The following is a 24,669-nucleotide window of genomic DNA, read 5'->3' as shown; positions in this document are numbered from 1 at the left end:
CTGGCTGAATTTGCACCAGCTATAGACTCGTTAGAACAAGCCTTCAATCTCGCCTTTGTCATTAAGGTGGATAGATAGGGCCGCAGGATGCCTCGGCAAGCCCGGCATGGTCATGATCTCGCCGCAGATGGCGACGATGAAACCGGCACCAGCAGACAGCCGCACCTCTCGCACGGGCACGACGAAACCTTCCGGCGCACCGAGCAGCTCCGGATCGGTCGAGAAGCTGTATTGGGTCTTGGCCATACAGACGGGCAGATGGCCATAACCGCCATTCTGCCAACGCGCAAGACGCTCCCGTACCTTGCGATCAATGATGACGGTGTCGGCGCGATAGACCTCTTTTGCGACAACATTGATCTTCTCTATGAGCGTCAACTCGTCACCATAGAGCAGTTTGAACGGGGCTGGTGCTTCTTTGGTGATGGCAACAACAGCTTCCGCCAACGTCACAGCCCCCTTTGATCCGTCCGCCCAATGGGTGCAGACAATAGCCTTGCTGCCGAGAGCCTCGACATAGTCTTGGACCGTAGCCGTTTCCTCTGCCGTATCCGACGTGAAATGGTTGATGGCGACGATAACCGGCACGCCGAATTTGCGCACATTCTCGATATGCCGCCCAAGGTTGGCGCAACCTGCCAAAACGGCCGCGACGTCGGGTCGGTCAAGATCCTTTTTGGCCACGCCACCATTCATCTTGAGCGCCCGAACAGTGGCCACAATGACAGCAGCATCAGGCGTCAGACCGGCCTTGCGACATTTGATGTTGAAGAATTTCTCCGCCCCCAGATCAGCGCCAAACCCGGCTTCGGTAACCACATAGTCGGAGAGCTTGAGAGCGGCCTTGGTGGCAATCACCGAGTTGCAGCCATGGGCGATGTTGGCAAATGGTCCGCCATGCACGAGTGCGGGATTATTCTCGATGGTTTGCACCAGATTGGGCAGAATAGCCTGTTTCAACAGGACAGTCATGGCGCCATCCGCACCAAGATCGCGGCAGTAAACCGGGGTCAGGTCGCGCCGATAGGCAATGATGATATCGCCAAGCCGCCGCTGCAGGTCATCAAGATCTTCGGCCAGACAAAGAATGGCCATCACCTCGGAGGCAACCGTGATGTCGAACCCGGATTCCGCCGGAAAGCCATTGGCAACCCCACCCAATCCAGTGGTGATCTGGCGCAGGGCGCGGTCATTGAGGTCCACAACGCGCCGCCAATGGATGCGTCGCGTGTCAATGCCCAGCTCATTGCCCCAATAGATGTGGTTGTCGATCATCGCAGCAAGGAGATTATGTGCCGTGGTGACGGCATGCAGATCGCCGGTGAAATGCAGGTTCATCTCTTCCATCGGAACAACCTGCGCCATGCCACCACCGGCCGCGCCACCCTTGACGCCAAAGCAGGGACCCAGAGAGGCCTCGCGAATGCAGATAGTCGCCTTCTTGCCGATCGCGTTCAAGGCATCGCCAAGCCCGACCGTCGTCGTCGTCTTGCCTTCGCCTGCCGGTGTCGGGCTGATCGCCGTGACCAGAATGAGCTTGCCATCAGGCCGGTCTTTCAAATCCTCGATACAAGCTTGCGACAGCTTGGCCTTGTCATGGCCAAATGGGATCAGCTTGTCGGTGGGGATGCCCAGCCTGTCACCAATCTCGACGATGGGCTTGAGACTGGCGGCACGGGCAATATCAATATCGGCTGGCATCTATTAAACGGCTTTCTTGAATTCGATGGTAACCTGCGCAATGGCTGATGTTCTGATTTTGGTGCGCAGGAGATGATTTATTGCGAACACTGGACAAAAATCAAGCTTGCGCGACCACAAATGGCATACTTTCGACAAGTCATGCCCAATCACCTTGCGACTGTAAAAAATATCGGTATACCAATAGAAAACAATACATAAGGGAACAGCATAATGTCGCACATTCATTGGCTCGGCGCAGGTCTTTCTTCTGTGCCCGGTATTCGCCGACTCATTTCCAGAAAACACGAAATCACCCTTTGGAACCGTACAATATCAAAGGCAGAGGCCGCAACCGTCGGGCTGGAGGGCTCTTTTGACGTCAAGGCCTTCACTCTGGATGCCCTCAAGGCAAATCTCAAGGCTGGCGATGTGGTCGTCTCCATGCTGCCTGCCACCATGCATCTGGAAATCGCGCAAGCCTGTCTGGAAGCGGACTGTCACTTTGTTTCGTCATCCTACGTCAGCCCGGAAATGACAGCACTTGACGACAAAGCAAAAGCCAAGGGCCTGACCTTCGTCAATGAAGTGGGGCTCGATCCTGGCCTTGACCATCTTCTGGCTCACCTGCTGATGACCGACTACAAGGCCAGCGCCGTATATGATCCGAAGAACAGCCACGAATTCTGCTCCTTCTGCGGCGGCTTTCCAGCCATTGCCAACGATTTCAAATACAAGTTCAGCTGGTCACCACTGGGCGTACTGAAAGCGCTCAAAAGCCCGGCCAAGGCAATCCTTGGTGGTGAGGTTGTTGCCACGCAAAAGCCATGGGATGCGATTTCCGACTATTCCGCCAATCTTCCGGGCGGATCGGAAGTCTTCCAGTCCTATCCGAACCGCGATTCCCTGCCATTCATGGAAACCTACGGGTTTGGTTCCGACTGGAATGTTCACACCTTCGTGCGCGGAACCCTGCGGCTTGATGGCTGGTCCGATGCCTGGGCTGACATTTTCCATTTCGTTGAACATGAATTGGCTGGCCCCGACGGCGACGCCAAATTGGCAGCCATGAGCGAACAGCTCTGGACCGACTATGCCTACGACAAGGGCGAGCCGGATCGGGTGGTTCTGGTGGTTGATCTCAAGGTCAGCAAGGGCGGAAAGGTCGTGTGGCACAAGGACTATGCGCTTGATTCCAAGGGCGATGCCGAATTCTCGGCCATGTCGCGCCTTGTCTCCATTCCGGTCAGCCTCGCCGTCGAAACGGTCCTTGAAGGTCGCCTTGCTGCCGGGGTAATGGCAGCCCCGTCTGATCCGACGACCATTCATCGCTGGTTCGAGGAAATCAAGGCGCATGGCGACGAGTTCCATCTCAGCGAGCACGTCTCTTGAGTAGCTCTCCTGAACCGCAGGGTATTTTGAAATGAATACAGAAGGCCCGGATTCGTCCGGGCCTTTCTTTTGAGCCCGTCTCGTCCATTGGATAAGAGCTTTCGGGCAAGGCATGTCTTCAACTATCGAATAATGCACAGAGCACAAAAATTAGGCATGCCTATTTTGCCGTCATTTTAGCCAACTTGACGATAGAAGGGAGCATTGTGCCGAAATTGGCCGTCATTTTGCCGAAACAGCCAATTCATCCTCTTGCAGGCGCCTCCGGTTAGCGCAAAGGTCGTACAAAAGCCAGCATCAAACCGCCTGGCACCCTTCCGCTGGAGCAAAAAAATGAGCGCAGAAAGCAAGAAAATCCACTGGCTCGGAGCCGGTCTCGCCTCCGTCCCGGGTATCCGGAGACTGATCGCCAAGGATTATGAATTCCATCTCTGGGAGCAGGATCTCAACAAGGCGAAAGCCGCCACAAAAGGGCTTTCCGGTAATTTCGCGCTGCATCAGGCTGACACCAGGGCCATGGCCGAAATGATCGCTCCGGGCGACATTGTCGTGTCCATGTTGCCCGCCTCCATGCACCTTGCCATCGCCAAGCTCTGCCTTGAAAAGAACGCCAATTTCGTTTCTTCCTCCTACATCAGTCCGGAAATGGCTGCGCTCGATGACGAAGCCAAGAAAAAGGGCCTTGTCTTCATCAACGAAGTCGGACTCGACCCCGGCATCGACCATCTGCTCTCGCATCTGCTGGTGGAAGAATACAAGGCCAGTCCACAGTTCGACCCTGCCAACGAGCATGACTACCAGTCCTATTGCGGCGGCTTCCCGGCCATTGCCAACGACTTCACCTACAAGTTCAGCTGGTCACCGCTTGGGGTTCTGAAAGCGCTCAAGAACCCGGCCAAGGCAATCGTTGACGGCAAGGTCGTCGATATCGCCAAACCGTGGGAGGCCGTGAAAGACTATGACGTTGCCCTTGAAGACGGCATGGAAACCTTCCAGTCCTATCCAAACCGCAACTCCGTTGTCTTCATGCCGCATTATGGCATTTCCGAAGACTGGAACATGAAGCGCTTTGTGCGTGGCACCCTGCGTCTGGCGGGTTGGACTGAAGCATGGAAAGACATTTTCAACACCATCGAAATGACGCCTTCCGACATGGTGGATGCGGAGCTCGGTCCACTCAGTGACAAGCTCTGGGCTGACCATCGCTACGAAGAAGGTGAATTTGACCGCGTTGTCCTGACTGTCGAACTGAAGGTCATGCGCAACGGCATCACCATCTGGCACAAGGCAAAGAGCATCGATAGCCTCGGCACTCGCCACGCCAGCGCCATGGCGCGTCTGGTCTCCAACACGGTGAGCCTTGCCACGGAAGCCGCCTACAAGGGCCAACTGAAGCCGGGCGTACAGGCCGCGCCTGCCAATCCGTCCGTCATCCGTGAATGGCTCGAAACGATTGCCGAATTGGGCGACGCCGTGCATCACACCGACTATTGCGTCCAGTCCCGCATCATCGCGGCCGAATAGAACCGGACCGCGACGGCACAAACAGAAAGGGAGGATGGCATCCATCCTCCCTTTTCATATCTCATGAAACCTTTTTGATGACTTCCTGCCGCGCTTGCTGCTTGGTCAACAGCTTGCCCTGTTCATTCTTGGCAAGCAAATCTCGGGCCTTTTCATATTTCGGATCATTCCAGAAGATCGTGCAGCCGTTACAGCCACGACCACAGCAGCCCTCTGTGCCGAGGCGCGGGCTCTTGGTCGAGCGCTTGGTCTGGTCCGCATCAATCGCTGCCTGCAACTTGACATTCTTGCGCTCATAGAGCCCCTGATCGCCGGTGCCGAGTTCCAGCTCATGAGCTTCGGAATCGTGCTTGAGGCGAGCCCATTGTGCCGGCGTCAAGGCGCGTTCCTTGCGGACCACTGTCATCACGGGAACATGCTTGGCCAACAGGGCCGGGTCCTCATGATCGAACAGCGAGAAGGGCACGCGGATTTCCGGATTGGTGCCCGGGTTGACAACGTCCGTGATCTTTCCGGTCTTGGCATCCTCGAATTCGTAGAGACGGATCGGAATGGGCGAACGCAGGTGAGGAGAGACGAACTCGAAAACGTCGCCGGCTTCCAGCTTGTTCTTTACCAGCACGATGAACGCATCATCACGCACTTCCTTGACCATGCCGGCAAATTCCCATTCGGCAAAGGTCGACGTTTCTTCATAGCCATGGGCATAGTTGGTCAAACGGCCTTCATGGAACGCCAGCGTGTAGCCGCGGTTCGGCACCGTGGCCAGCTCTTCCATATAGGCCTCAGGGTCCCAGCTCTCCGGGTCGGCGTACCAGTCATCGATCGCCATGCGATAGGCGCGCGCCACGAGCGCCACATAGTAGGGACTTTTGCCTCGACCCTCGACCTTCAGACTGTCGATGCCGATTGACAGAAGGTCCGGCAGTTTCGGCATGATGCAAAGGTCGCGACTGTTGAGGATGTAGGAACCGCGCTCGTCTTCGACAATCTGCATCAGTTCACCGGGCCGCTGTTCTTCCTCGAGGAAGAAGTCGAACAGCTCCATGTTTTCTTCCGAAAGCTTCAGCTCGCGCACGGTGCCATCACGCATTTTCATGTGCACCTTGTATTTCCAGCGACAGCTGTTGGCGCAGGAGCCCTGATTGGCACCGCGCTCGGCCATGAAGTTGGACAGGAGACAACGACCGGAATAGGTCATGCACATGGAACCGTGAACGAAGGCTTCGAGCTTCACATCCGGGCATTTTTCACGCACCTCGGCAAGCTCCGGATAGGAAACCTCACGCCCCATGACCACCAGACTGGCGCCCTGGGTTTCCCAGAACTGAACCGACTGCCAGGAGCAGACGTTGGCCTGCGTCGACACATGCAGTTCCAGCTCCGGCGCCTGCGACTTGACGAACATGAACACACCAGGGTCAGCCACGATCAGCCCATCCGGCTTCACCTTGCGCACCGTTTCGACATACTGCGGCAGCTTGTCGATATCCTTGTTGTGCGAAAACAGGTTGAGCGTGAGATAGACCCGCTTGCCATGAGCATGGGCAAACTCGATCCCCTCAACGACATCGTCCAGTGTCATCTGCGACTTGGTTCTGAGACTCATGTCCGGCGTGCCCATGTAGATCGCATCGGCGCCATAGAGAACAGCCATCTTGAGCTTTTCCAGATTGCCTGCGGGCATCAAGAGTTCGGACCGTTCCGGTCTTTTTGCTTTCTGGTTGAGAGGCGACATCAGGAAACCCTTCATTATTAACGCCGGATCAGTTTGAGGGGTGACCAATAGCAAACAAAGACAGCGCATTCCAGTCTGTTAATCAGGCAAATTTCGTACTTTTTACCGACTACATCTGTACATATTCAGTTATTATGGGAATAACATCAGGATAAAGAACAAAAACCAACGCCTGTCGAGCAGAAACCAGCACAAATCAAACCTGCCGCGACAGATCTTCAGGACAGAACCATATGGCATTTTCAGGAGAATATCGCCTATCGGCCGACTATAGAGCCATCAAGAAAAAGCTCAAGGATCCCGTCTACATCCAGCACAGCCTGCAAAACTGCATTGAGACCGAACAACTTTCACAAGACACCGTTCTGGCTAAGATCGTGAGCTCAACCCTGGACGGCCAGATCGTTCACTACATTTTTCGTTTTATTGATCAAGACCCTGACTTGCCGTATCTTGAAGTAGACTGGCAGGGGACAGATCCCCATGCCCTTATGCCAAAGGGTCATCATCGGATCTGGTTCCGAAAGGAAGGCCGCACAACTATTATGAAGATAGAGAGCGAGCTGCACACGACATTGAATGGCAAACTGGTGTTCAATGATCCAGAAAAGACCAATGCCATCATGTCCGACTATTTTTCGCGTTTCGTCGATGAATTCAATCACCCGAAGGAGCGGACAATGAAAAACGACAAACCTGAACTGGACGAAGTACTCAACGAAGCCAAGAACGCCGTAGAGGAGCTGGAAGTCGAAGCCGAAAGCGCCGCAGCGAAGGGCTTCCTTGGCGGTGCCCAGATGTGGGCATGGATTGCGCTGGCGATCCTTGTCATTCTTCTGTTGGTCCTTTACTGATTAAAGTGATATTTCATATATCACTTTAATTCAGATAAGGTGCTATGATCCATGACCTCCTGCATTTCCGTGTTCAACGGCTCAACTTTTGTTGTGCGCGTCGTCCGACCGGTACTTTTGGGGCTGGCCGCGATGGCCTGTTTCCTGACCACAGAGACCTTTGCGGCAGAGCCGCTGGTGACACCGGACTGGTTGCAGGAGCACCTGTCCGATGACACGATCACCATCGTGGACCTGCAACCCGCAGCGGGCTATGCGCGTATCCATATTGCAGGCTCGGTCAACAGCGACTTCAACAAATGGCGCCAACCCAAGCCCGTCAAGGGTATGTCTTTGCCAGACGAGCGTTATCTCAAGGAACTGATCGGCTCTCTTGGCATCTCGCGCAACAGCCATGTGGTGCTGGCCCCGGTCGGCGTCAATGCAGGCGAAATTGCCGTTGCAACGCGCATTTACTGGACCTTCAAGGTCCTCGGTCACGACAACATCTCCATCCTTGACGGTGGCCTGATCGCCTACAGCCAGCTGAACGATGCCAAGTGGTCGGACCAGCCAACGACAATCACAAGGCAGAATTATCAGGCAAACGCCGACCTGAGCCTGGCACCGGAAGCAAGTGAAGTGCTTCAGGCATGGAAGGACGGCATTTCCTTTGTCGATTATCGTTCGGAAGGCGAATATTTCGGCAAAGCCGGTGGAGATCGCCCCGGAACGATCCCCAATGCAAAAAACCTGCCCTTTGAATTGCTGGTGGAGCCCGTCAAGGGTGGACGTTTCCTGCCGCTGGACAAGATAAAGGCGCTGTTCACCGCTCACAAGGTTCCAATGCAGGGCCAGCAGATTGCCTTCTGCAATTCCGGCCACAGAGCATCCCTTGGTTGGTTCGTTTCCCACGAGCTTCTCGGCAACAAGGATGTTCGCCTCTATGATGGCTCCATGGCCGAGTGGACAAAACTGCCGGATTACCCGATCGCCATACCACAGGCAAATTAGGCGCGCCTCGCTGAATAGTATCGCGGGCAGGGCGGACAGAGATTGCGCGGCTATTTGCTGACGGCAATCTTTTCGCTCGGCTTGCGAACTGGCTCGATGCGTGGCAGCGTGGGCTTGCCTTCGGCCACAAGCGCAGCATCACAGAGAATGCGTTCCAGATCCTGCTGACGCACCTCTCGCTCTATCTCGACAATGCGTTCCGTGGAAAGCCCCAATTGGTCAAGTGCCTCACGGCCAAAGGTGATGCCGCTTTCGAAGGTTTCACGAATGTGATAGTCGACCTCGCTCATAGCCAGTTGAATGGCGTGAGCCCGGTCGGTCGCCCGGCAGAAGATCTTGGCCTTGGGAAAACAATGCTTGATCAGCTCGATTGACTTGGCCATCACCAGTTCATTTTCGACACACAGAGCGATCAACAAGGCCTCTCCGGCGCCGGCTGCCCGCAGAACATCTTCCCGCGTCGCATCACCATAATAGACCGGCAGCCCCAATCGGCGTGCCTGAACAGCCCGGCGGGCATTGTTGTCGATCGCCACGACGCCAAGCCCGTTCGACATCAGCATCTGGGCAACGACCATGCCAAACCGCCCGAAGCCAACCACCAGAACCTGCGGCGCCTGGTCGTCGAATTTTTCCGGCACCACATCGGGCTCATGAGTCGCCTGTCTTCCCTTGCGCTTCTGCCAGGCAACATGTGCCTTGCCAACAAACGGGGTCATGATCATAGAAAGGATGACAACAGCGGACATGACCGTGAAGAGATCGCTTTCATGCCCGGCCGAGGTGGCGGCGGCAAACAGGACAAAGGTGAACTCCCCCGCCTGAGGCAGGGCGGCGGCGATGCTCACGGCATCGGAACTGGACGACCCGGTGAGCTTGGCCAGCAGCCACAAGATGAGGCCTTTCATGCTCATCACGACGACGACGCCAACGATGATCTGCCACAGATAGGCGAGCGTGACCGGCAAATTGAGCGTCATGCCGACAGTCATGAAAAACAGCCCCATCAGCAACGAGCGAAACGGAAAGATATCGGCTTCCAGCGTGTGTCGGTAGCTGGACTCGGCCAACATGATACCCGCCAGAAAAGCCCCCAGTGCCATCGACAGACCGGCCCAGTGCATAAGCGCCGCACTGCCAAGGGCAACCAACAAGGCAGCTGCAAGCATCATCTCGCGGGCCTGTGTATTGGCCAGAATGGCAAACAGGTGGGAAAGCAGATATCGCCCGATGACAATCACCAGCAACACGGCAACAACCGTGATCCCGATCTGCTCCCAGACCGTGCGGTCCGCTTGTGAAGCGCCATCCGAGACCAGAATGTCGACCATTGCCAACAGGGGAACGATGGCAATATCCTGCATCAACAATATGCCGAACGCCCGCTGGCCGTAGGCAGAGGAGAAATCGCCCCGATCCTTCAGGATCTGCACAGCGAAGGCCGTTGAGGAAAGGGCCATGCCAAACCCGCCGATTATGGCGACCGGCCGATCCAGTCCGATCATGGTCATGATCCCGGCAAGAACAAAGCCGGTCAGAAGGATCTGACTTGTGCCGAGCCCGAAAATGTCGCTTTTCATGCGCCAGAGCCGGTTGGGATTGAGTTCCAACCCGAGCACGAACAACAGCAATACGACCCCAAGCTCGGCAATCGGCTGGATTTTCTCAACCGAATGAATGGCTCCCAGACCAAACGGCCCAATCACCATCCCGGCGATCAGATAGCCGATAATGGCACCGACGCCGATCCTCTTGGCAATCGGAACCGCAACAACTGCCGCGCCCAGAAAGACAATGGCTTCGGAAAAGAACAGGGGTTCGGTAGGATTGGCCATGAGAAAACGAGATCCGCAACGAGGTGACGACGTCAGCTGCATACAAGAAAATACTGATTCTTCACCATTATAGACCGGGCGGGTTCAGTTTTATATCCGATGCCATCGAATTGGCCCTGCGACAGTTTGCTATGTAGGGGATCATGATGGTCAGCCGCATTGGCAATGGCATTCCTCCAAACAAAAAGCCCTCCCGCCGAGCGAAAGGGCCTTGTCTTTTGTTTCTGTCTCCGAACTACCGCAAAGCGGTTACCATTTGCCCGTATTCTGCATGGATGCCCATGGCTCTGCCGGGGGAAGCGGATCGCCCTTCTGCAAGAGTTCAATCGAGATATTGTCAGGAGACCGAACAAAGGCCATATTACCATCACGGGGAGGGCGGTTGATAACCACGCCCGCATCCATCAGCTTTTGACAAAATTCATAAATATTGTCTACTTCATAAGCCAGATGGCCAAAATTGCGGCCCTCACCATAGTCTTCAGGATCCCAATTGTAAGTCAGCTCAACGCAGTTTTCCAACTTGCCGTCAACCGAGAGGAAAATGAGAGTGTAGCGACCATTGGCATTCTCTGAACGGCGGACTTCTTTCAGACCGAGTTTGTTGCAATAGAAATCAAGAGATTCTTCAATGTTGCTGACACGCACCATCGTATGGAGATACTTCATATGAATGCTTCCCTGAGCTGAATGAATTATTCTGCCCAATAACTATAGGATCGATGAAATGGATTTCAATAGCCCAAAATTGATTGCCGATGAGCTCATGACCCTGATCGAGCACTCCGATCATATCGTCGCCTTTACCGGGGCAGGGATCAGCACGGAAAGCGGCATTCCGGATTTTCGTTCCCCGAAGGGTCTCTGGGCACAGATGGAACCGATCATGTTTGATGATTTCATTTCAAGTGAAGAAACGCGCCTTGAGGACTGGAGAAGACGTTTCATTCAAAATGAAGAGTTTTCAAAATCAGTGCCGAACGAAGGGCACAAGGCACTCGTCCGCCTCCAAAAGCGAGGGAAACTGAGCTGCACCATCACCCAGAATATCGATGGGCTCCACCAGCGTAGCGGTCTGCCGACCGACAGGATCATTGAAATCCACGGCAACGGAACCTTCGCCACATGCCTTGATTGCCACGCTGTCATGACGCTGGTCGAAGCGGAACACCACATCAAGGCGCACGGAACATCGCCCACCTGTCCCCATTGCGGAGGTCTCGTCAAAACCGCGATCATCAATTTTGGTCAGGCCATGCCGGAAGAGGAAATGCGGCAGGCCATGCATCAGGCTGGGGATTGCGACCTGTTCATCGTTCTGGGATCGTCGCTCGTCGTCTACCCGGCAGCCGGACTTCCCCAGATCGCCAAACAGCATGGCGCCAGGCTGGTGATCATCAATCGCGACCCGACTCCCCTTGATGAACTCGCCGACATCAGCATTCAGCACGAAATCGGTGATATCATGCAATACATTGCATGAGTGCCATCATTCCGACGCAGTTTAATTTCTGAGCATTGCCCTGTTCAACAAAACGGCAGATGCCCATCCTTTGGATTATCAAGGACATCGCACACCTGCAGATAGCCTCTCTCGCGGGGAATCGCTTTAAAAGTTAAAAATTTATTGATGCAGTCTCTGATCAAGATGATATCCTCAGGCCGAGAATCGACCAGTGTATTGAGTCGGGAACGAGGCTACGAATAGCATTGAGGCAAGGCTATGGGGGTGAAGTTAGTACCAGAGCAGCAACCTTTGGAGATCGCCGCATCGGACGATGCTGCTTTGGATGTCACGCAGATTGCGGGCAAGATCAAATGGTTTGATGTCGCCAAAGGCTTCGGCTTTATTGTGCCGGACGATAACAGCTCTGATGTTTTGTTGCACGTGACCTGCCTCCGCCGAGATGGGTATCGCACTGCCTATGAGGGCGCGCGCGTTGTTTGTGAAGTGCTTCAGGGGCCACGTGGCCTGCAGGCCTTGCGTATCCTTTCCATGGATGAAAGCACCGCAATCCATCCCTCCCAACTGCCTCCTGCCAACACCCACGTAAAAGTCAACCCGACCAGCGAGCTGGAAAAGGCCTGGGTCAAGTGGTTCAATCGGGAAAAGGGCTTTGGCTTCCTGACACAAGGAGAGGGGTCCGAGGACATTTTCATTCACATGGAAACCCTGCGCATCTATGGCCTTACCGAGCTGCGGCCACATCAGGAAGTGATGGTACGTTATGGCCCGAGCCCCAAAGGCAAGATGGCAACGGAAATCCGTCCTTCCACCGGCGCTCACATCCCGTCTTCCCATTGATGGATTGAAGTTGAGGTGCGGCAGGAGTTGTTCTGCCTTGCCAAGGTTTACTTTGTTGATCTCCGCGGGCAACCGATATGTCCGTCGCCAAGTCGTTTCCGATATTTGCTTAACTGCCCGAATATCTGCTCGGGCTTCTATTTCGTCTACATATCCGCGTCTTTTCCAATGTCTTTGCCGCTGAGGCCACACGATTGCCACAGCGCCAGACGAAAAAGCGCTTGGAAAGCTTCCCTGCAATAGCCGTTTTCTGGCCATGTGAGGTATCTGATGCCATTCATCCGACACGCGAAAGCCGCTTTGGCGTTCATTCTTCTCACGGTCAGCTTCAGTCTGATCGGAGTGCATGCGACTTTGGCAGTTGAGCCCGCGGGCTCAATCAAACCACTGGAATCCGTTCCGTCCGATTCAGTTGCGGAATACCTCAGCGATCAGACCCACCTCATCATCAAGAGCGCAAACGGCAACAGTGCCTTTGTTGTCGAACTGGCCCTTGACGATGCAACACGCATGAAGGGGCTGATGTTCCGGACCAGTCTGGCGGACGGTCACGGCATGCTGTTTGACTTCGACGCAACAGAGCCTGTGTTCATGTGGATGAAAAACACCTATATTTCGCTCGACATGATCTTTGCCGAAGAAGACGGAACCATCCACCATATCGTCAAGGCAACGACCCCCTTGTCGGAATCTGTGATCGGCTCTGCCGGGCCGGTGCGCTATGTTCTGGAAGTTCCAAAGGGGACAGCAGACAAGCTGGGGATCAAACCGGGAGACAAAATGCTCCATCAATTGTTCACACCCAAATCATCTAAATAAGCAGGGGATACCTATTTGCACTTGCCGAGCCAAGGTGCGATTGCTATGCAAACGCCATTCTTCATTGGGTAACCTGTTGCCCAATGACCAGTACGGAGCGTAGCGCAGCCTGGTAGCGCACCTGATTTGGGATCAGGGGGTCGGAGGTTCGAATCCTCTCGCTCCGACCATTTGGAAGTGGGTTTTCGTTCGGCATTTCAGCCAATGAAGGGCTCCCGGAAAGGGCTTCATGACAAAAGCGAGAATTTTCAGACCCGCCAAGAATGCCATGCAGTCCGGTTTGGCAACCAGCCAGAACTGGCATCTCACGTTCGAACCAGAGACTGCAAGGAACAAGGATCCGCTGACCGGCCATATTTCGTCATCTGACACCCGCCAGCAGATCAACATGTCGTTCCCGACAAAGGAGGCCGCCGTCTCCTATGCCCAGCGACATGGCGTCGATTTTCAGATTCTGGAACCCAAGGCGCGCAAGAGAATTGTCAAAGCCTATTCGGACAATTTCTCCTTCGACCGCCAGGAAGGAAACTGGACCCACTGAACACCTCAGCTCCCGATTGCTGATGGTTACTTTCAAAGGGCCACAAGCCCCAAAACACTCTGGCCCCTTAGCTCAGTTGGATAGAGCAGCTGACTTCTAATCAGCAGGTCGCAGGTTCGAATCCTGCAGGGGTCGCCACTTTCTTTTAGTGCAAACCATTGATTTAATTATCTAAATTCAGATTTTCAGCAATCAATAAGCAGCCAATTTGCAATTTTGTACTACTTACTGTACTACAGATTGTACTACATTCATTGTGCAGGCTGCTTTCTCATGAAGCTATATATTCAGCAACGCGGCAAAAGATTCTACTACAACAGGCGTGTTCCGAAACGGTTGCGCGATATCGAGGGGCGAGGGGATTTGAAAATTTCCCTCAACACCGATTCGTATGAAGAGGCAAAAGCCAAGGCCGCGAACATCAATTCCAAGATTGAAAAGCGGTGGAATGCCCTTTTGGCATCGGACAGCGACAAGGCGGCTGAGTGCTGGCAGGCGGCACACGATATCGCCAAATCCTATGGCTTTGCCTTTGTCAGTGCCGACAAGCTGCTTGACCCGAAAAACATCCAGACCCTTGCCGACCGACTGGACGCACTGGAGACGGGCCGCAAGGTGGCCCACAAGCCAACGGTGCAAGCCTTGCTGGGGACGGCCAAGCAGCCAGACATAACGCTGTCTGATGCTCTCGACCGCTATTTCAAGCTGACCGGGGAAATCCAGACCCGCAAGAGTGAAAACCAGATCCGCAAATGGAAAAACCCGCGCATGAAGGCGGTGACCAATTTCATCAAGTTGATGGAAAGGGATATACCGATTGAACTTATCACGCGGGAAATGGCGCTGGACTTCCGCGACTGGTGGCTTGATCGAGTGTTGAACGAAGGCCGGAAGCCGGACACTGCAAACAAGGATATCCAGCATCTCAACTCAATCACAACCACGGTGTGCGAAGCGCTGCGGCTCAAGAGTGCCGAACCGTTCAAGGGATTGCGGCTCAAGGCTGGCCAGAACGAGCGCACACCGCCATTCAGCAATGGTTTCATATCAGGACGCCTGCTTGATCAAAACGCGCTGTCCGGCCTTTCTGAAGACCATCGCATGATTTTATACATGTTGATCGAGACAGGGGCGCGGCCTGGCGAGATTGTCAACCTGCAGCCAGAGAACATCAGGCTGAAAGACAAGATACCGCATATCCGGATCCGGTCTATTTCAAAGCGGGAAGTGAAGACGCGCAATGCAGAGCGAGACATTCCATTGGTTGGAATTTCACTCTGGGCCGCAAAGCAGAGGCCGGGCGGGTTTCCTGCGCTGGCTGACAAGGAAGACAGCGTCAGCGGCAACATCAACAAATTCCTGCGCAACAACGGCCTGAAGGAAACGCCAAGCCATCGGCTCTATTCGTTGCGCTCGGCCTTTCAGGACCGCATGATTGCGGTGCGCCATCCAGACCCGGCGCTTGGGCAGATGCCGGAACGCATGCAGGCAGACCTGTTCGGACACGGCATCGGCAGGCCGAAATATGGGGTGGGGTGTTCATCAAAGAATGAAGAGATTTTTGAGCAGGCTTGGCGCTACATGAAGCACATGGCCTTTGCCTTGCCACATTGGGCGGATCTGTCAGACCTCGCTTGAGGCGAATTGCAAGGCTGTCTCCAGCTCGGTTGCCTGGCGCTCGATGCGCAGGATTTCATCATGGAAGACATGGAAGAAAGGCAGATAGTCCTTGCCATGCAATTTGACAAGGGTGGCCGCTTGCGCCCGGTGGCGCTTCAGCTCTTCCAATGTCATGTTGTGCTCTGGCATGAGTTCCTGTTCCTAATGACCAAACGGGGGATCTCCTGCAAGGCCGCATCCCTCGTTTGGCGGTTTCCTTTCCAATGAAATTACCTGCTTGCCAGTCTTTCACGGCTATTGACCCAACGGTGCTTGCCATAGCTCGAACCATGACAATTTTTGCGCGCCTGCGAGACTGGCCTTTTTTCACCCCGCCCACGCAGGTCGGGCAGGGTCGTTCGCGGCACCGCTTCGGGATGGGTTATTCCGCTGCTACCTGGCTTTCGCCGGGCTTCGCAGACTCAACAAAAAACGGGAGAGAGACCCGATCAATATTCAAACGCATTGGCATGAGCATGCCAAACCAGTCGATTGTGTTATGAAGGACCAGCGCGCCACCTTGGCCATTTTGAAGCAGCCTGATTGCCTTGTGTTCCTGACTGTTGCCATAGGCGGCAATGATCAACTGGCCGAAAGAAGACAGGTATGGACAGCTGAAACTGTCGGACTGTTGTTGCTCGATTGTCGACCCCGGAATGATCGCTTTCCAATCCGGATAGGTGCCATCAATCTCGCTGAAGATAGAAACATGAACTCTCACTGAAGGTTCTTCTTCAACGATGTTTTCGTAAAGATGGATCAGGTCACCATCGGCCATCAGTTCGCGCTTGCCAGCCTTGGCAGAATACTTGCAGGCATCAAACAGATGCTTAGGCACCGGCAGAATGTGGGGCTTGTCCGTCATGCCATCCGGATCGCGAAAGACGACCAGGCGGTGACCGTCTGTTGCAACAAGGAAGATGCCGCCGCGCGGGTCAGGTTCGATCAGAACGCCATTCAGATAGTATCGCAGCCCATCCTTGCTAACGAAAAGCGAGGCTGCAGCAAGGAACTCAGGGCGAGTGATGATGATTTCGGTCATGATGATTGCTCTTGTTGAAAGGGTTGCTCTCGTTCATTTGCAATGAACTGGCGCGCTACGCTTGCGGTCGGCGTCGGCTTTCGCCTTGCCTTCGGCGGCGAGCGCTATTCGCTCTTGCCTGCCATACCCAAGGCATGGAGGTAAAGATCAATCAGGGCTTCCATTTCAAGGCGCACGTTGGTGTCCAGTTTGCGCAGGCGGATCAGTGCTCGCATGGCCTTGACGTCGAAACCGTTGCCCTTGGCTTCGGCGTAGACGTCTTTCACGTCATCCGAGATGGCTTTCTTTTCTTCTTCCAAGCGTTCGATCCGCTCGACGAACGCGCGCAGTTGGTCGGCTGCGACTCCTCCGGTGTTGGACATGGTCTTGCTCCTTAAGGTGCCTTTTAAAAAGCTTCGGGTTTGAGGATTGCTGCCCAATGAAGAAGGGCGGCGGCAAAGGTGATCAGGGAGCTGATTGCCAGCAGTTCACGCAAGACAAGCGCTTGTTTTAAATCGGAAAACACTTGGTGCATGGCATTGCTCCGAAGGTGTGCGTTTTTGTCGCTGAAAAAGATATCAACGGATTTGGGTGGCCTTGCTGAGTCGCAGTGAAAAGATATCAACCAACTCAAAATCGCTGTCAGACTTGGATTTGATGAGTGCCGGACCCGCTGCGAAAAGGTCCGGCACTCTGTCCCATAACGTTTGTTTTTCAAGGAGATTTGCTATGGAACAAATTCAAGTTACTACCCAGTGCCCACACTGCGGGGGAGCCGTCATCCAAGTAGCCAACGGCAAGACCGACGAAGCTATCGCTGTCTGCAAGAATTGCGGCGTCAGCTTCGGACGCTGGGCTGATGTGGAAGAGAGGGCAAGGCACTTTGTCATCGAAGATGCTCGGCGACAATTTCTGCGAACCGTCAAGAGCTGCAGAAGAAAACTGAAATAGAAATCTTTCAACCGTCGGCATTTTCTTGCCCCTTTAAAAATGCGCAAGGGATGAGTGGGAGGACGGCTCACCCCTTGCGCTTGTTCGCCTGTGGAGAGGATGACACAGGCGGTTAAGACAATAGCAATATTTTCCACTAAATTTGGAATGTCAAGTGATATTCCAAATTTTGTGGATTTATAACTCGCGTTGCCTGATGGGGTGTTGCTGTATGGTGCGCAGGAGAAGGGCTAGTTGTTGCCAGAGCGACTGTCTGTTTGGGCTTGAGGCGTGTTAATCTGAATTCTGTCTTGAATAGCCTTGATTTCCTGAAGCGCCGTGTGGAGCGCGTAGGTCAGAATGGGCTCTTCCAAGGCTTCGGCTTCGCTGCAGGCTTCTTTGATCAGCTTTTCCAGATCGTGCAGCCTTTTCTTGTCCTTGTTTGACATGGGGTCGTTCCCTGAGTGGCTTTCATTCTGGAGCGATGCATACGGCAAACTGTTCTGGTCCTTTACCGCTGCGGCGGTCGGCTCTTTGGGGTCTTTCAGGATCAGGTAGACCAACAACAGGGCGCACAAGAGAGCGGCAATTTCCAATGAAATGAAAAGCAATTGACTAGACCTGGAGACTGAGCTGATGGAAGGAGTTATAGATTATTCCTATAACGATAGGGTTGCAATATTTACGCCTCGTTTCACCATAAGTTGATGACTGGTTGTGGCTGATTTCTGCGAGAATTGGGGTTGGATCGTTGTTGTTTCATTGGTTTGCAGTTGGTGTGGTTTTGTAAATCTGTTGGATAGCGGAAAATCCCAAGTTGCAATGTTTCTATTTTGTTCTCATACTGTCGACAATTGAAAGGCGTGGTATGTGTGAGAGCGAAGCCAGATTGCAAATGATGATTGATGCCTGTCAGGTGTCAGGGTTTTCGCTGGATTTTTTGGAGCTGTTGACACGCGGACTTGAAAGCCATGCTGTCCGCATCGTGTGTTGTAATGTGTCAACTCTTCCTAGAAATAGAAAATCCAAAGATACCCCATAAACCTGACCAAGACGCAACCCTCCTGTCAGGGAAAGGCGATTGTGCGCGCGCTCCCAGTTGTTCCATTGAGTGGTCTTGACGCCGATGCTTGAAGCTATCTCGGTCTGTGAAAGGCCAAGATAATCGCGAAGCCATTGGAGGCGAAGCGCGACCGACTCGGCAGAAGGGTTATCTCTCTGTTCCATGTCGTAAAAGTTACACGCTCCACAAAATTTGGAAATTAATGAGTTGTGGTGTTGACAATTTCCACAAATTTTGGAAATTGTTATGCATGAGCACAGCTAGATCCATTGTGAGTGATTTGGGGGCAGGGGCCGTGGCGGTTCGGTTGGGCGTTGGTGCGTCTGCCGTTTCCAACAATGTTGTCATCGGTTCCTTTCCCGCGTCCTGGTTCGTTCCTCTCTTTCTTATGGGGTTGGAGCAGGGCGTTTCTGTTCCTGTTTCCCTTTTCCGCTGGCGCTCGGTTGATGCTCACAGTCTGCAAGACTGTGAGGTGCGTTTCCATGTTTCAAGCGCGGCGGATGGCTCATGAGCGGCGAACACAGGCTTTTGGCGAATTTCAACGGGCGCGACATTTATGGCGAGTTGCTGGCAGCAAGCAAGCTGGACGTGAAAACCGTTGGCAGCGATGCGCTTTCAGAGGTGACCGGCTATCGCAAGCAGAGCGTTGACCGCTGCTTGCGGCACCGCTCCGGTCAGGATGACATGCGGCAACAGTCGCTTTCGCTGTTCATGCTGGCGGACCTGATCGTCTTTTCCGATGGTGAAGCCTTGCGGGTGCTGCGGCTGCTTCTGGAGCTGGCCGGGCTTCAGGCTGTGCCGCGTTCGGATTGCAATCCGGTGCCTGCCGGGGTTGGGGCTGTGGCCGGGGTCAGCTCGGACTTTGCCGGGCTGCTGGCTGGCATGAGCAAGGCGCTTGAAGATGACGCGCAAATCTCGGTTTCGGAAATCCTGAAATTTGACCTGATTGAAGCGGCGGACCGGCTGCACATCGATGCGCTATCGCTGAAGGAAAGCTTCAAGGCGCGGGTGGCAAAAGCAAGAAGCGGGGACACTGGATGCGGGGGTGGGGATGACGATTGAGCCGCTGAAGACAAAGCCGCTGGAGCTGCAACTGAGCTTTGATGCACTCGGGTTCGGGCCGGACATGCTCGGCACCGTTCCGCATGAGTTCAAGCGCAAGCGCAGCCGGACAACGGGCATTTCTCGCACCTGCATGGCCGACCCTTACGGGCTGTGCGCCTTGCGCTGCCAGCGCCAGCTTGGGTTTCGTCGCTCCTACTCGCTGGGCGAATATGCCTCGGCGGCGCTGCAACACACCGCCTTGCCAGAGGGCAAGCGCTTTCGCGATTTTGCCTATTGCGTGATTGCTGCCTATGCCGTGGCCGGGCGGTATTTTCTCAAGCCGGACGAAATTTTCGTTGAACGGCGGGATCTGGTCGAGATCAGCGGGGCGCGGCACATAGCGCAGCACCTGGCGGTGGAGATTGGCCGGTGCTCGACTGTGATGGTGGGGCAGGTGTTTGACCGGCATCACGCCAGCGTGCGCAACGCGGTGGACCGGGTGGCCGTTTTGCGGCTGGCAAGCCCGGCGCTGGAAGCGGAAGTCAACAATCTGGAAAACGTCATTCTTGACCTTTGGGCCTTGGCTGACGAGGGCGAAAGCCTTCGCAAGCGCATTGCCGTGATTGCGTGAGGGAGGTCAAACGAGTGAAACGAGAGCCGACCATGCCAGCACCAACACAGGCAAGGCCTTTGGCCGACGCCGAGCATTGCAACGCAATGTGTGAGAGCGACCATCAGAGCTGCATCGCCGATTTTGGGGTCGATATCGACGCGGCAATAGAGCATTTTCATTATTTGCTGGAGCCCAAAATAACCAATGTGAGCGGGTTTTCTGTTGACGTTTCCTATGTGCAAAGCGGGCTTGGAAACCGCGAAGAAAAGGCGCTGCGGTTTGATAGCAGGACAGCCTGCGAGGCCTTTGTCGATCAGCTTGCGCAGCGAGCCGTTGAGGGGCGTGGACGATGCTGAAAACAAACCGGCGCCCATATCGCCCTCCTGTCGACCGGCTGGAAACGCGGCGCATTCAGATCAACCTGATCGAACGGCGCGGGTTCAACCCGCCAGTGGTGACCATGCACGGGCCATGGAATTCGCCAGACTGGCGCGAGCGCAATCTCTTTTTACATGAAGCAATCGCGGTGCGGGACCGGCTCAACGAGCTGTTGCCGCCAGAGCAAGGGAGTTTGGCCGATGAGTAGGGACCGAGGGTGCTACGCGTCTGCGCTGCAGTCTGGCGGCGTGCCGCTGATGGGGCCGGATCTGAACGGGGTTGCTCCAAAGCGGGTGCAGGAGCAGGTGAGGCGCGAGCGCGCACAAGGCACAGGCCGCAGCCACGACGACAAAGGCCGGGTTCAGCTCTGCTACACCCGCATGCAATGCGGCAACGGCGGCGGGGTAAACAGGGTTACTCTTCCGCGCTTTGTGGCGCTGGGTCGGGTGCGGGATGTGTAGAATGCAAGAGACTGTTACGAAATGGATTAATGCATTCGATCAGGAAATAGTCGCCTTTATTAGTGGCTTTCCACATAGTGCGATCAAGAGAAAGTGTAGCCAGTGTTTGGTGATCGATGATCATGCATTCCAGTCTCGCGTCATCGAATGTTGCACCACTGAAATTGGTTCTTTTGAAGTCAGCCCCTCTGAGATCAGATTCGAGAAAGTTGGCGTTCTCAAAGGTTGCACATTCAATCCTCGAATTCACAAAGCAACTTTTAAACAAATCTGCATTCGAAAAGTTGAGGCGGATCCTGTCTTCATAAAACCGTTTGAAATGTGCTCTTCCCAGTGGAGGTCTCCATCCTATATCTCTGTCTTTTCCCAGATCGTTGCGCAGTTGCGAAATCACTCTCATAGCGGTTTTAAGGCTGCTGGAGGCATCATATTCACTTTTGTAGCGACGGCTATAGTTCCGAATGAACGAGCAGAGCACGTCTTGTACGGTTTGGTAGTAAGCTTCTGGGTCTGCGCTGGCAATTTCCCGCAAAGCAAATATTCCGGCTTCCCCGCCTGCTACGTCTTTTTCGGTCAGCATCGCTGCCGCTTTTGTGAAACGGTCAGCGAGCTGTCCTTCTTGAAGCAATTCAATTTGCTTTGCGGTGTGTTTAGATTGTTCAATGGCTGTTTTTGCTTGGCTGGAAGCAACGACAGAGCGCCAGATCGCGAGAGGCAAGCCGATGACGCCGAGCAAAAGAAGACCGAGATTTCTTGCTATCTCGCTAAACTCCTTCCAAACGCTCGCTTCTGCGCTTGCTACATCGTTGAAAATGAGCCACAAGCCAAAGCCCGAGAAAAGCAAAACAAAAGCGCCCAAGTAGATCAAATGCCTTCTCAGCCAAATTCCGGCTGGTGTAAGGAACTTGATGATTTCCCTGTCATTCATCGTGCTTTTGCCTTTGCTGATCGTCTTGAACCAGCAAACGACAATCTGTCCACGTTTGCAACTGGAAGGCGCAGTGCGTCACCAGCCTTTTGCGAGGTGGCGTGATGGCGAAGGTGCTTGTTGCCTGCGAGTATTCTGGGATTGTGCGCAATGCCTTTCTAGACCGGGGTCATGATGCCTGGTCTTGCGATCTGTTGCCGACCGAGAACAGGCCGAATAGGCACATTACCGGCGATGTGCGCGACGTGCTGCACGATGGTTGGGATTGTCTGATCGTGGCGCATCCGCCTTGCACCCGGCTTTGCAATAGCGGTGTGCGCTGGCTGAGCAAGCCACCAAAGGGCAAGACGCTGGCTGAGATGTGGCAGGAGCTGGAAGAGGGCGCGGCGCTGTTCTCGGCCATGTGGAACGCGCCTATCCCTCATGTGGCCGTTGAAAACCCGGTGATGCACAAGCACGCCAAAAAGCTGATCGTGAACTATCAGGAATTCAGCCAGTCAATCCAGCCTTGGCAGTTTGGCCATGGAGAGGTCAAACGCACCTGCCTTTGGCTGCGCAACCTGCCCAATCTTGAACCGACCGATATCGTCAATGAGCGGGTGGCGCGGGTGCATCGCATGCCACCGGGACCAAACAGGGCAAGAGAGCGGTCGCGCTTCTTTACTGGCGTTGCTGAGGCGATGGCAGTGCAATGGGGGCCAGAGATCGATAAAGCGGCAAGGAGGGTGGCGTGATGCAACTAAAGAACAAAATTCAAAGGCCTATCCGCAATCATCTGCAAATCGGAGCGCTGTTTCCAGAGTTGAAGAGAAACCGACTCGAATGCGCTAACAACTTCACCTCTCGCGTGCCGTACTGCTTTGTTAAGTGCGGCATTCACAATACTGAGTTCGTCTCCTGTACATTGCTGAGCGTCAAGAGCCAGTTTCTCAAGAGCCTCAACCTGGCTAGCGGTCAGGCCGACCAACTGAATGTGCAGATACTGAACGAAATCATTTGTAGAGCTAGGATCGAGTTCCTCAAAAACATCAATCACTTTGTTAGTGTACGAGCCATACCCATTGAAAACCTCTTGTGGCGATACTCCAATCTGAAAGACTGGCGGTTCGATACGCATGATTTTTTGAATGATATTCGCCATAACCTCGATTTGTACCCCGATAGTTTCAAGTCGATCTGCGGCTCTTACACTCGCGGCCTGAAGCTGCATCATCTTAAGCTGAGGCCTGACAACAAGATAAGCAACAATAGCAGCTACCCAACCGCTCAGAGCGCCAATCCACTCTCGGGCGCAGGTGACCGGCGTTTCGGTGGGGCTTCCTGCTGCTTCGAGTTTGCAGAAGCCCATGTTGCCATCCAGCCCATAGCCGATGAACAGCATCAAGATGAGCGTCACGCCAGCGCCAAGGCTGAAGGCGTATATGTGGGAGGGTTTGAACATAGGTTAGCTGCTTCGTTTTGCCGCTTGAGTTGCGGCGCTGACCGCACTTTCAAGCACGGATATGGGGACGCCATCATCATTGTGAGTAACGTTTCGAGGTTTGAACATGGCTTCAAAGACTATCCGCTTTTGATCTGCTGTCAGTTTGTTGTCGGTATCAATGTAAGAATAAATTTCAGACAAGGCTGCACGGTAGTTTGCATCATTCCGAATGTTGAAGCTCTGAACGAAAATTCTGCTGAAGTGCTTGAGTATCCACATAAAGAACAGCGCAGGAACAGTAACAAACACCAAACTTGTCCATGGGGCGTCTTTGAGCATCATCGCGTAATGCTGCAAAGGAGTGGCGAAGATTTCCTTGCTGCTATCACTTTTGGAGAGAAGCAGAAGAGCATCTTTGGTTTCTCTAAGGGTTCTTTCTGCTTGTTCGATTTGAGGAGCGAGTTCTTTAGGCGCCCCCGTTATGTTGGACAGTTTCCAGAGTTGATCGCTAGCAGTGACGACTTTGTCCAATGGCGATTGTGTCAAGCCGGTCAAAAATTCACCGATGCTTCCCCAATTCCACAGAAGCATGATTGGAATGATGATGAAGGGAGAAAGTCCGATCAAAGCCATGAATGCATTGTTTCTTGCGTTAGTTTGCCAGCTTTGGTTTGCTGGGCGAAGCTTCAATTTGTTTTCAGCACGTTGAATTGCTGTAATAGCAGCAATTCTTGCTTCGGCCAGATCTGCATTATAATAAATGTTCGCCTCGTTTCGGTCAAAATCGTTCGAAGCCAGTTCAACGGTCACTTGTCCGATCAATGTGGAAATTTCGCTTCCGCTAACTTTAGTGAGCTTCTCCCGCAAAGCAGACTTTGCCACTTCGATAGTATCTATCGGAGAATGGGGCCACCCTCCATGTTGGCTCGCTTTGCTGAAGTCTATTCTCGACAAATTAGCCACGGTAATCAAACGTTTAATCGCTGGAATGCGCTGGTCAAAAACGTAGTTTCCAACCAGAGTGTCTGGCAATATAATGCCGTTATCTTTTATAATTTGGGCGAGGCTTCGGCATCCTTCCGTTCCAGAGTTTTGCTTGAGCTCCAGTCGAGCTTTGTTGATAAAATTTGCTGCGTGGTCAACAAGTTGGCCCCATTGGCCATCATCTGTAAGGCTTTTCAAACTTGCTGTTCTATTGGAGAAACCTTCAAGCCAATCCAAAAGCTCTTCAGCACTCGAAAATTGCTTGTAAAATGGCCGTCCTGTAATTTCAAGGAAAGCTGGAAACTTGGGAGTTTTTTGCCAATCAGTGATAGGTGTTGGCGGCTCAAGGTTTGGAAAGCTCTCAACATATTCTGCTCCCTTGCTCTTCTCTATAAGACTTACAAGTATGTCACCTGTGAAGCGCAATATTCCATCATTCATTTTGGCGATGAAGGTGATTATTTGGGTGTCGAAGCTCATTCTG

The 24,669-nt window shown here is 53.7% G+C and carries 30 protein-coding genes and 2 tRNA genes; 19 read left to right on the top strand and 13 right to left on the bottom strand.

Annotated elements, in window-relative coordinates; all coding sequences use genetic code 11:
* Positions 1–30: 30 nt before the first annotated feature.
* The gene (locus DSL70_RS19655) at positions 31–1,701 is read right to left on the bottom strand and encodes a formate--tetrahydrofolate ligase (protein WP_119309683.1); all 1,671 of its coding nucleotides are present in this window, start codon (positions 1,699–1,701) and stop codon (positions 31–33) included.
* A 213-nt stretch (positions 1,702–1,914) separates the two neighbouring features.
* Here DSL70_RS19655 and DSL70_RS19650 point away from each other — a divergent pair, with 213 nt between their 5' ends.
* A complete protein-coding gene (locus DSL70_RS19650; protein ID WP_119309682.1) occupies positions 1,915–3,072 on the top strand; it encodes a saccharopine dehydrogenase family protein in 1,158 nt (385 codons plus the stop codon).
* 333 nt (positions 3,073–3,405) lie between these two features.
* Positions 3,406–4,596 (top strand): saccharopine dehydrogenase family protein, encoded by a 1,191-nt coding sequence (locus tag DSL70_RS19645; RefSeq protein WP_119309681.1) that lies wholly within the window; start codon positions 3,406–3,408, stop codon positions 4,594–4,596.
* 61 nt (positions 4,597–4,657) lie between these two features.
* Here DSL70_RS19645 and DSL70_RS19640 read toward each other — a convergent pair whose 3' ends face one another.
* On the bottom strand, positions 4,658–6,349 hold the full coding sequence (locus DSL70_RS19640; protein ID WP_205563389.1) for a U32 family peptidase C-terminal domain-containing protein: 1,692 nt from the start codon (positions 6,347–6,349) through the stop codon (positions 4,658–4,660).
* Positions 6,350–6,567: 218 nt separating this feature from the next.
* On the opposite strand from DSL70_RS19640, the gene DSL70_RS19635 reads away from it, so the two are divergent.
* A complete protein-coding gene (locus DSL70_RS19635) occupies positions 6,568–7,188 on the top strand; it encodes a hypothetical protein (protein WP_119309680.1) in 621 nt (206 codons plus the stop codon).
* Positions 7,189–7,239: 51 nt separating this feature from the next.
* Complete coding sequence (locus DSL70_RS19630; RefSeq protein WP_119309679.1) at positions 7,240–8,181, top strand: sulfurtransferase; 942 nt, start codon at positions 7,240–7,242, stop codon at positions 8,179–8,181.
* A 50-nt stretch (positions 8,182–8,231) separates the two neighbouring features.
* Here the strand turns inward: DSL70_RS19630 and DSL70_RS19625 are convergent, their stop codons facing one another.
* Positions 8,232–10,016, bottom strand: coding sequence for a monovalent cation:proton antiporter-2 (CPA2) family protein (locus tag DSL70_RS19625; RefSeq protein WP_119309678.1), 1,785 nt, complete (start codon positions 10,014–10,016; stop codon positions 8,232–8,234).
* A gap of 249 nt (positions 10,017–10,265) precedes the next feature.
* Positions 10,266–10,685, bottom strand: coding sequence for a VOC family protein (locus DSL70_RS19620; RefSeq protein ID WP_119309677.1), 420 nt, complete (start codon positions 10,683–10,685; stop codon positions 10,266–10,268).
* Between the two features lie 58 nt (positions 10,686–10,743).
* On the opposite strand from DSL70_RS19620, the gene DSL70_RS19615 reads away from it, so the two are divergent.
* The 7 genes from DSL70_RS19615 (at position 10,744) to DSL70_RS19585 (ending at position 15,319) form a co-directional block, all read left to right on the top strand.
* Positions 10,744–11,499 carry an SIR2 family NAD-dependent protein deacylase gene (locus tag DSL70_RS19615; RefSeq protein ID WP_119309676.1) on the top strand — a complete coding sequence of 252 codons (756 nt, stop codon included), beginning with the start codon at positions 10,744–10,746 and terminating at the stop codon, positions 11,497–11,499.
* 240 nt (positions 11,500–11,739) lie between these two features.
* On the top strand, positions 11,740–12,321 hold the full coding sequence (locus DSL70_RS19610; protein WP_119309675.1) for a cold-shock protein: 582 nt from the start codon (positions 11,740–11,742) through the stop codon (positions 12,319–12,321).
* A 270-nt stretch (positions 12,322–12,591) separates the two neighbouring features.
* Positions 12,592–13,140, top strand: coding sequence for a DUF192 domain-containing protein (locus tag DSL70_RS19605; RefSeq protein WP_119309674.1), 549 nt, complete (start codon positions 12,592–12,594; stop codon positions 13,138–13,140).
* Between the two features lie 93 nt (positions 13,141–13,233).
* Positions 13,234–13,310, top strand: a tRNA-Pro gene (locus DSL70_RS19600).
* Positions 13,311–13,369: 59 nt separating this feature from the next.
* The gene (locus DSL70_RS19595) at positions 13,370–13,681 is read left to right on the top strand and encodes an ETC complex I subunit (RefSeq protein ID WP_119309673.1); all 312 of its coding nucleotides are present in this window, start codon (positions 13,370–13,372) and stop codon (positions 13,679–13,681) included.
* Between the two features lie 61 nt (positions 13,682–13,742).
* Positions 13,743–13,819, top strand: a tRNA-Arg gene (locus tag DSL70_RS19590).
* Positions 13,820–13,954: 135 nt separating this feature from the next.
* Positions 13,955–15,319 carry a DUF6538 domain-containing protein gene (locus tag DSL70_RS19585; RefSeq protein WP_119309672.1) on the top strand — a complete coding sequence of 455 codons (1,365 nt, stop codon included), beginning with the start codon at positions 13,955–13,957 and terminating at the stop codon, positions 15,317–15,319.
* Here DSL70_RS19585 and DSL70_RS19580 read toward each other — a convergent pair.
* The 4 genes from DSL70_RS19580 to DSL70_RS22355 form a co-directional block, all read right to left on the bottom strand.
* Positions 15,305–15,490, bottom strand: coding sequence for a hypothetical protein (locus tag DSL70_RS19580; RefSeq protein WP_119309671.1), 186 nt, complete (start codon positions 15,488–15,490; stop codon positions 15,305–15,307). The two genes, DSL70_RS19585 and DSL70_RS19580, sit on opposite strands and share 15 nt — an antisense overlap.
* 232 nt (positions 15,491–15,722) lie before the next feature.
* On the bottom strand, positions 15,723–16,382 hold the full coding sequence (locus tag DSL70_RS19575; protein WP_119309670.1) for a beta clamp domain-containing protein: 660 nt from the start codon (positions 16,380–16,382) through the stop codon (positions 15,723–15,725).
* A gap of 104 nt (positions 16,383–16,486) precedes the next feature.
* Entirely contained in the window at positions 16,487–16,744 is a 258-nt protein-coding gene (locus DSL70_RS19570; protein WP_119309669.1) for a DUF2312 domain-containing protein, read from the bottom strand.
* 23 nt (positions 16,745–16,767) lie between these two features.
* A complete protein-coding gene (locus tag DSL70_RS22355; protein WP_162916929.1) occupies positions 16,768–17,079 on the bottom strand; it encodes a hypothetical protein in 312 nt (103 codons plus the stop codon).
* An 11-nt stretch (positions 17,080–17,090) separates the two neighbouring features.
* Between DSL70_RS22355 and DSL70_RS19565 the strand changes: the two genes are divergently transcribed.
* Positions 17,091–17,312, top strand: coding sequence for a hypothetical protein (locus tag DSL70_RS19565; RefSeq protein ID WP_119309668.1), 222 nt, complete (start codon positions 17,091–17,093; stop codon positions 17,310–17,312).
* Positions 17,313–17,542: 230 nt separating this feature from the next.
* On the opposite strand, the gene DSL70_RS19560 is transcribed toward DSL70_RS19565, so the two are convergent.
* Together DSL70_RS19560 and DSL70_RS22910 are read right to left on the bottom strand one after the other, a co-directional pair.
* Positions 17,543–17,902 carry a hypothetical protein gene (locus DSL70_RS19560; RefSeq protein ID WP_162916927.1) on the bottom strand — a complete coding sequence of 120 codons (360 nt, stop codon included), beginning with the start codon at positions 17,900–17,902 and terminating at the stop codon, positions 17,543–17,545.
* A 301-nt stretch (positions 17,903–18,203) separates the two neighbouring features.
* Positions 18,204–18,518, bottom strand: coding sequence for a helix-turn-helix transcriptional regulator (locus DSL70_RS22910; RefSeq protein WP_119309666.1), 315 nt, complete (start codon positions 18,516–18,518; stop codon positions 18,204–18,206).
* 86 nt (positions 18,519–18,604) lie between these two features.
* Here DSL70_RS22910 and DSL70_RS19550 point away from each other — a divergent pair, with 86 nt between their 5' ends.
* The 6 genes from DSL70_RS19550 to DSL70_RS22350 are packed head-to-tail and all read left to right on the top strand — an operon-like array spanning position 18,605 to position 20,850.
* On the top strand, positions 18,605–18,865 hold the full coding sequence (locus tag DSL70_RS19550) for a hypothetical protein (RefSeq protein WP_119309665.1): 261 nt from the start codon (positions 18,605–18,607) through the stop codon (positions 18,863–18,865).
* Positions 18,862–19,416 carry a hypothetical protein gene (locus DSL70_RS19545; protein WP_119309664.1) on the top strand — a complete coding sequence of 185 codons (555 nt, stop codon included), beginning with the start codon at positions 18,862–18,864 and terminating at the stop codon, positions 19,414–19,416. Before DSL70_RS19550 ends, DSL70_RS19545 begins: the two co-directional genes overlap by 4 nt.
* A complete protein-coding gene (locus DSL70_RS19540) occupies positions 19,406–20,029 on the top strand; it encodes a hypothetical protein (RefSeq protein ID WP_119309663.1) in 624 nt (207 codons plus the stop codon). The genes DSL70_RS19545 and DSL70_RS19540 overlap by 11 nt, the downstream gene beginning before the upstream one ends.
* Before the next feature lie 59 nt (positions 20,030–20,088).
* Positions 20,089–20,367 carry a hypothetical protein gene (locus DSL70_RS19535; RefSeq protein WP_162916926.1) on the top strand — a complete coding sequence of 93 codons (279 nt, stop codon included), beginning with the start codon at positions 20,089–20,091 and terminating at the stop codon, positions 20,365–20,367.
* Positions 20,361–20,597: a hypothetical protein gene (locus tag DSL70_RS19530; RefSeq protein WP_119309661.1), complete on the top strand. Its 237-nt coding sequence runs from the start codon at positions 20,361–20,363 to the stop codon at positions 20,595–20,597. The genes DSL70_RS19535 and DSL70_RS19530 overlap by 7 nt, the downstream gene beginning before the upstream one ends.
* The gene (locus DSL70_RS22350; RefSeq protein WP_162916925.1) at positions 20,590–20,850 is read left to right on the top strand and encodes a hypothetical protein; all 261 of its coding nucleotides are present in this window, start codon (positions 20,590–20,592) and stop codon (positions 20,848–20,850) included. Before DSL70_RS19530 ends, DSL70_RS22350 begins: the two co-directional genes overlap by 8 nt.
* Here the strand turns inward: DSL70_RS22350 and DSL70_RS19525 are convergent.
* Positions 20,804–21,778, bottom strand: a complete 975-nt coding sequence (locus tag DSL70_RS19525) for a pentapeptide repeat-containing protein (protein WP_119309660.1) — start codon at positions 21,776–21,778, stop codon at positions 20,804–20,806. The two genes, DSL70_RS22350 and DSL70_RS19525, sit on opposite strands and share 47 nt — an antisense overlap.
* A 104-nt stretch (positions 21,779–21,882) precedes the next feature.
* On the opposite strand from DSL70_RS19525, the gene DSL70_RS19520 reads away from it, so the two are divergent.
* The gene (locus tag DSL70_RS19520; protein WP_119309659.1) at positions 21,883–22,512 is read left to right on the top strand and encodes a hypothetical protein; all 630 of its coding nucleotides are present in this window, start codon (positions 21,883–21,885) and stop codon (positions 22,510–22,512) included.
* 5 nt (positions 22,513–22,517) lie between these two features.
* Here DSL70_RS19520 and DSL70_RS19515 read toward each other — a convergent pair whose 3' ends face one another.
* On the bottom strand, positions 22,518–23,219 hold the full coding sequence (locus DSL70_RS19515; protein ID WP_119309658.1) for a hypothetical protein: 702 nt from the start codon (positions 23,217–23,219) through the stop codon (positions 22,518–22,520).
* A 3-nt stretch (positions 23,220–23,222) separates the two neighbouring features.
* Entirely contained in the window at positions 23,223–24,665 is a 1,443-nt protein-coding gene (locus DSL70_RS19510) for an SAM domain-containing protein (RefSeq protein ID WP_119309657.1), read from the bottom strand.
* Positions 24,666–24,669 lie beyond the last annotated feature (4 nt).

Source organism: Cohaesibacter haloalkalitolerans (assembly GCF_003574655.1).
GTDB classification, from domain to species: domain Bacteria; phylum Pseudomonadota; class Alphaproteobacteria; order Rhizobiales; family Cohaesibacteraceae; genus Cohaesibacter; species Cohaesibacter haloalkalitolerans.
The sequence above is the reverse complement of the archived record's forward strand: the minus strand, read 5'-3'. Positions and strand labels throughout refer to the sequence as shown.

Excerpts from the sequence above, each read along its gene's own strand:
- DSL70_RS19595 (WP_119309673.1), top strand. The coding sequence starts at position 13,370 with ATGACAAAAGCGAGAATTTTCAGACCCGCCAAGAATGCCATGCAGTCC.
- DSL70_RS19580 (WP_119309671.1), bottom strand. The coding sequence starts at position 15,490 with ATGCCAGAGCACAACATGACATTGGAAGAGCTGAAGCGCCACCGGGCG.
- DSL70_RS19640 (WP_205563389.1), bottom strand. The coding sequence starts at position 6,349 with ATGAAGGGTTTCCTGATGTCGCCTCTCAACCAGAAAGCAAAAAGACCG.
- DSL70_RS19610 (WP_119309675.1), top strand. The coding sequence starts at position 11,740 with ATGGGGGTGAAGTTAGTACCAGAGCAGCAACCTTTGGAGATCGCCGCA.
- DSL70_RS19605 (WP_119309674.1), top strand. The coding sequence starts at position 12,592 with ATGCCATTCATCCGACACGCGAAAGCCGCTTTGGCGTTCATTCTTCTC.
- DSL70_RS19655 (WP_119309683.1), bottom strand. The coding sequence starts at position 1,701 with ATGCCAGCCGATATTGATATTGCCCGTGCCGCCAGTCTCAAGCCCATC.
- DSL70_RS19645 (WP_119309681.1), top strand. The coding sequence starts at position 3,406 with ATGAGCGCAGAAAGCAAGAAAATCCACTGGCTCGGAGCCGGTCTCGCC.
- DSL70_RS19570 (WP_119309669.1), bottom strand. The coding sequence starts at position 16,744 with ATGTCCAACACCGGAGGAGTCGCAGCCGACCAACTGCGCGCGTTCGTC.
- DSL70_RS19615 (WP_119309676.1), top strand. The coding sequence starts at position 10,744 with ATGGATTTCAATAGCCCAAAATTGATTGCCGATGAGCTCATGACCCTG.
- DSL70_RS19520 (WP_119309659.1), top strand. The coding sequence starts at position 21,883 with ATGGCGAAGGTGCTTGTTGCCTGCGAGTATTCTGGGATTGTGCGCAAT.
- DSL70_RS19565 (WP_119309668.1), top strand. The coding sequence starts at position 17,091 with ATGGAACAAATTCAAGTTACTACCCAGTGCCCACACTGCGGGGGAGCC.
- DSL70_RS19540 (WP_119309663.1), top strand. The coding sequence starts at position 19,406 with ATGACGATTGAGCCGCTGAAGACAAAGCCGCTGGAGCTGCAACTGAGC.
- DSL70_RS22910 (WP_119309666.1), bottom strand. The coding sequence starts at position 18,518 with ATGGAACAGAGAGATAACCCTTCTGCCGAGTCGGTCGCGCTTCGCCTC.
- DSL70_RS19585 (WP_119309672.1), top strand. The coding sequence starts at position 13,955 with ATGAAGCTATATATTCAGCAACGCGGCAAAAGATTCTACTACAACAGG.
- DSL70_RS19510 (WP_119309657.1), bottom strand. The coding sequence starts at position 24,665 with ATGAGCTTCGACACCCAAATAATCACCTTCATCGCCAAAATGAATGAT.
- DSL70_RS19515 (WP_119309658.1), bottom strand. The coding sequence starts at position 23,219 with ATGTTCAAACCCTCCCACATATACGCCTTCAGCCTTGGCGCTGGCGTG.
- DSL70_RS19625 (WP_119309678.1), bottom strand. The coding sequence starts at position 10,016 with ATGGCCAATCCTACCGAACCCCTGTTCTTTTCCGAAGCCATTGTCTTT.
- DSL70_RS22350 (WP_162916925.1), top strand. The coding sequence starts at position 20,590 with ATGAGTAGGGACCGAGGGTGCTACGCGTCTGCGCTGCAGTCTGGCGGC.
- DSL70_RS19620 (WP_119309677.1), bottom strand. The coding sequence starts at position 10,685 with ATGAAGTATCTCCATACGATGGTGCGTGTCAGCAACATTGAAGAATCT.
- DSL70_RS19630 (WP_119309679.1), top strand. The coding sequence starts at position 7,240 with ATGACCTCCTGCATTTCCGTGTTCAACGGCTCAACTTTTGTTGTGCGC.
- DSL70_RS19525 (WP_119309660.1), bottom strand. The coding sequence starts at position 21,778 with ATGAATGACAGGGAAATCATCAAGTTCCTTACACCAGCCGGAATTTGG.
- DSL70_RS19575 (WP_119309670.1), bottom strand. The coding sequence starts at position 16,382 with ATGACCGAAATCATCATCACTCGCCCTGAGTTCCTTGCTGCAGCCTCG.
- DSL70_RS19650 (WP_119309682.1), top strand. The coding sequence starts at position 1,915 with ATGTCGCACATTCATTGGCTCGGCGCAGGTCTTTCTTCTGTGCCCGGT.
- DSL70_RS19635 (WP_119309680.1), top strand. The coding sequence starts at position 6,568 with ATGGCATTTTCAGGAGAATATCGCCTATCGGCCGACTATAGAGCCATC.
- DSL70_RS19545 (WP_119309664.1), top strand. The coding sequence starts at position 18,862 with ATGAGCGGCGAACACAGGCTTTTGGCGAATTTCAACGGGCGCGACATT.
- DSL70_RS19530 (WP_119309661.1), top strand. The coding sequence starts at position 20,361 with ATGCTGAAAACAAACCGGCGCCCATATCGCCCTCCTGTCGACCGGCTG.
- DSL70_RS19550 (WP_119309665.1), top strand. The coding sequence starts at position 18,605 with ATGAGCACAGCTAGATCCATTGTGAGTGATTTGGGGGCAGGGGCCGTG.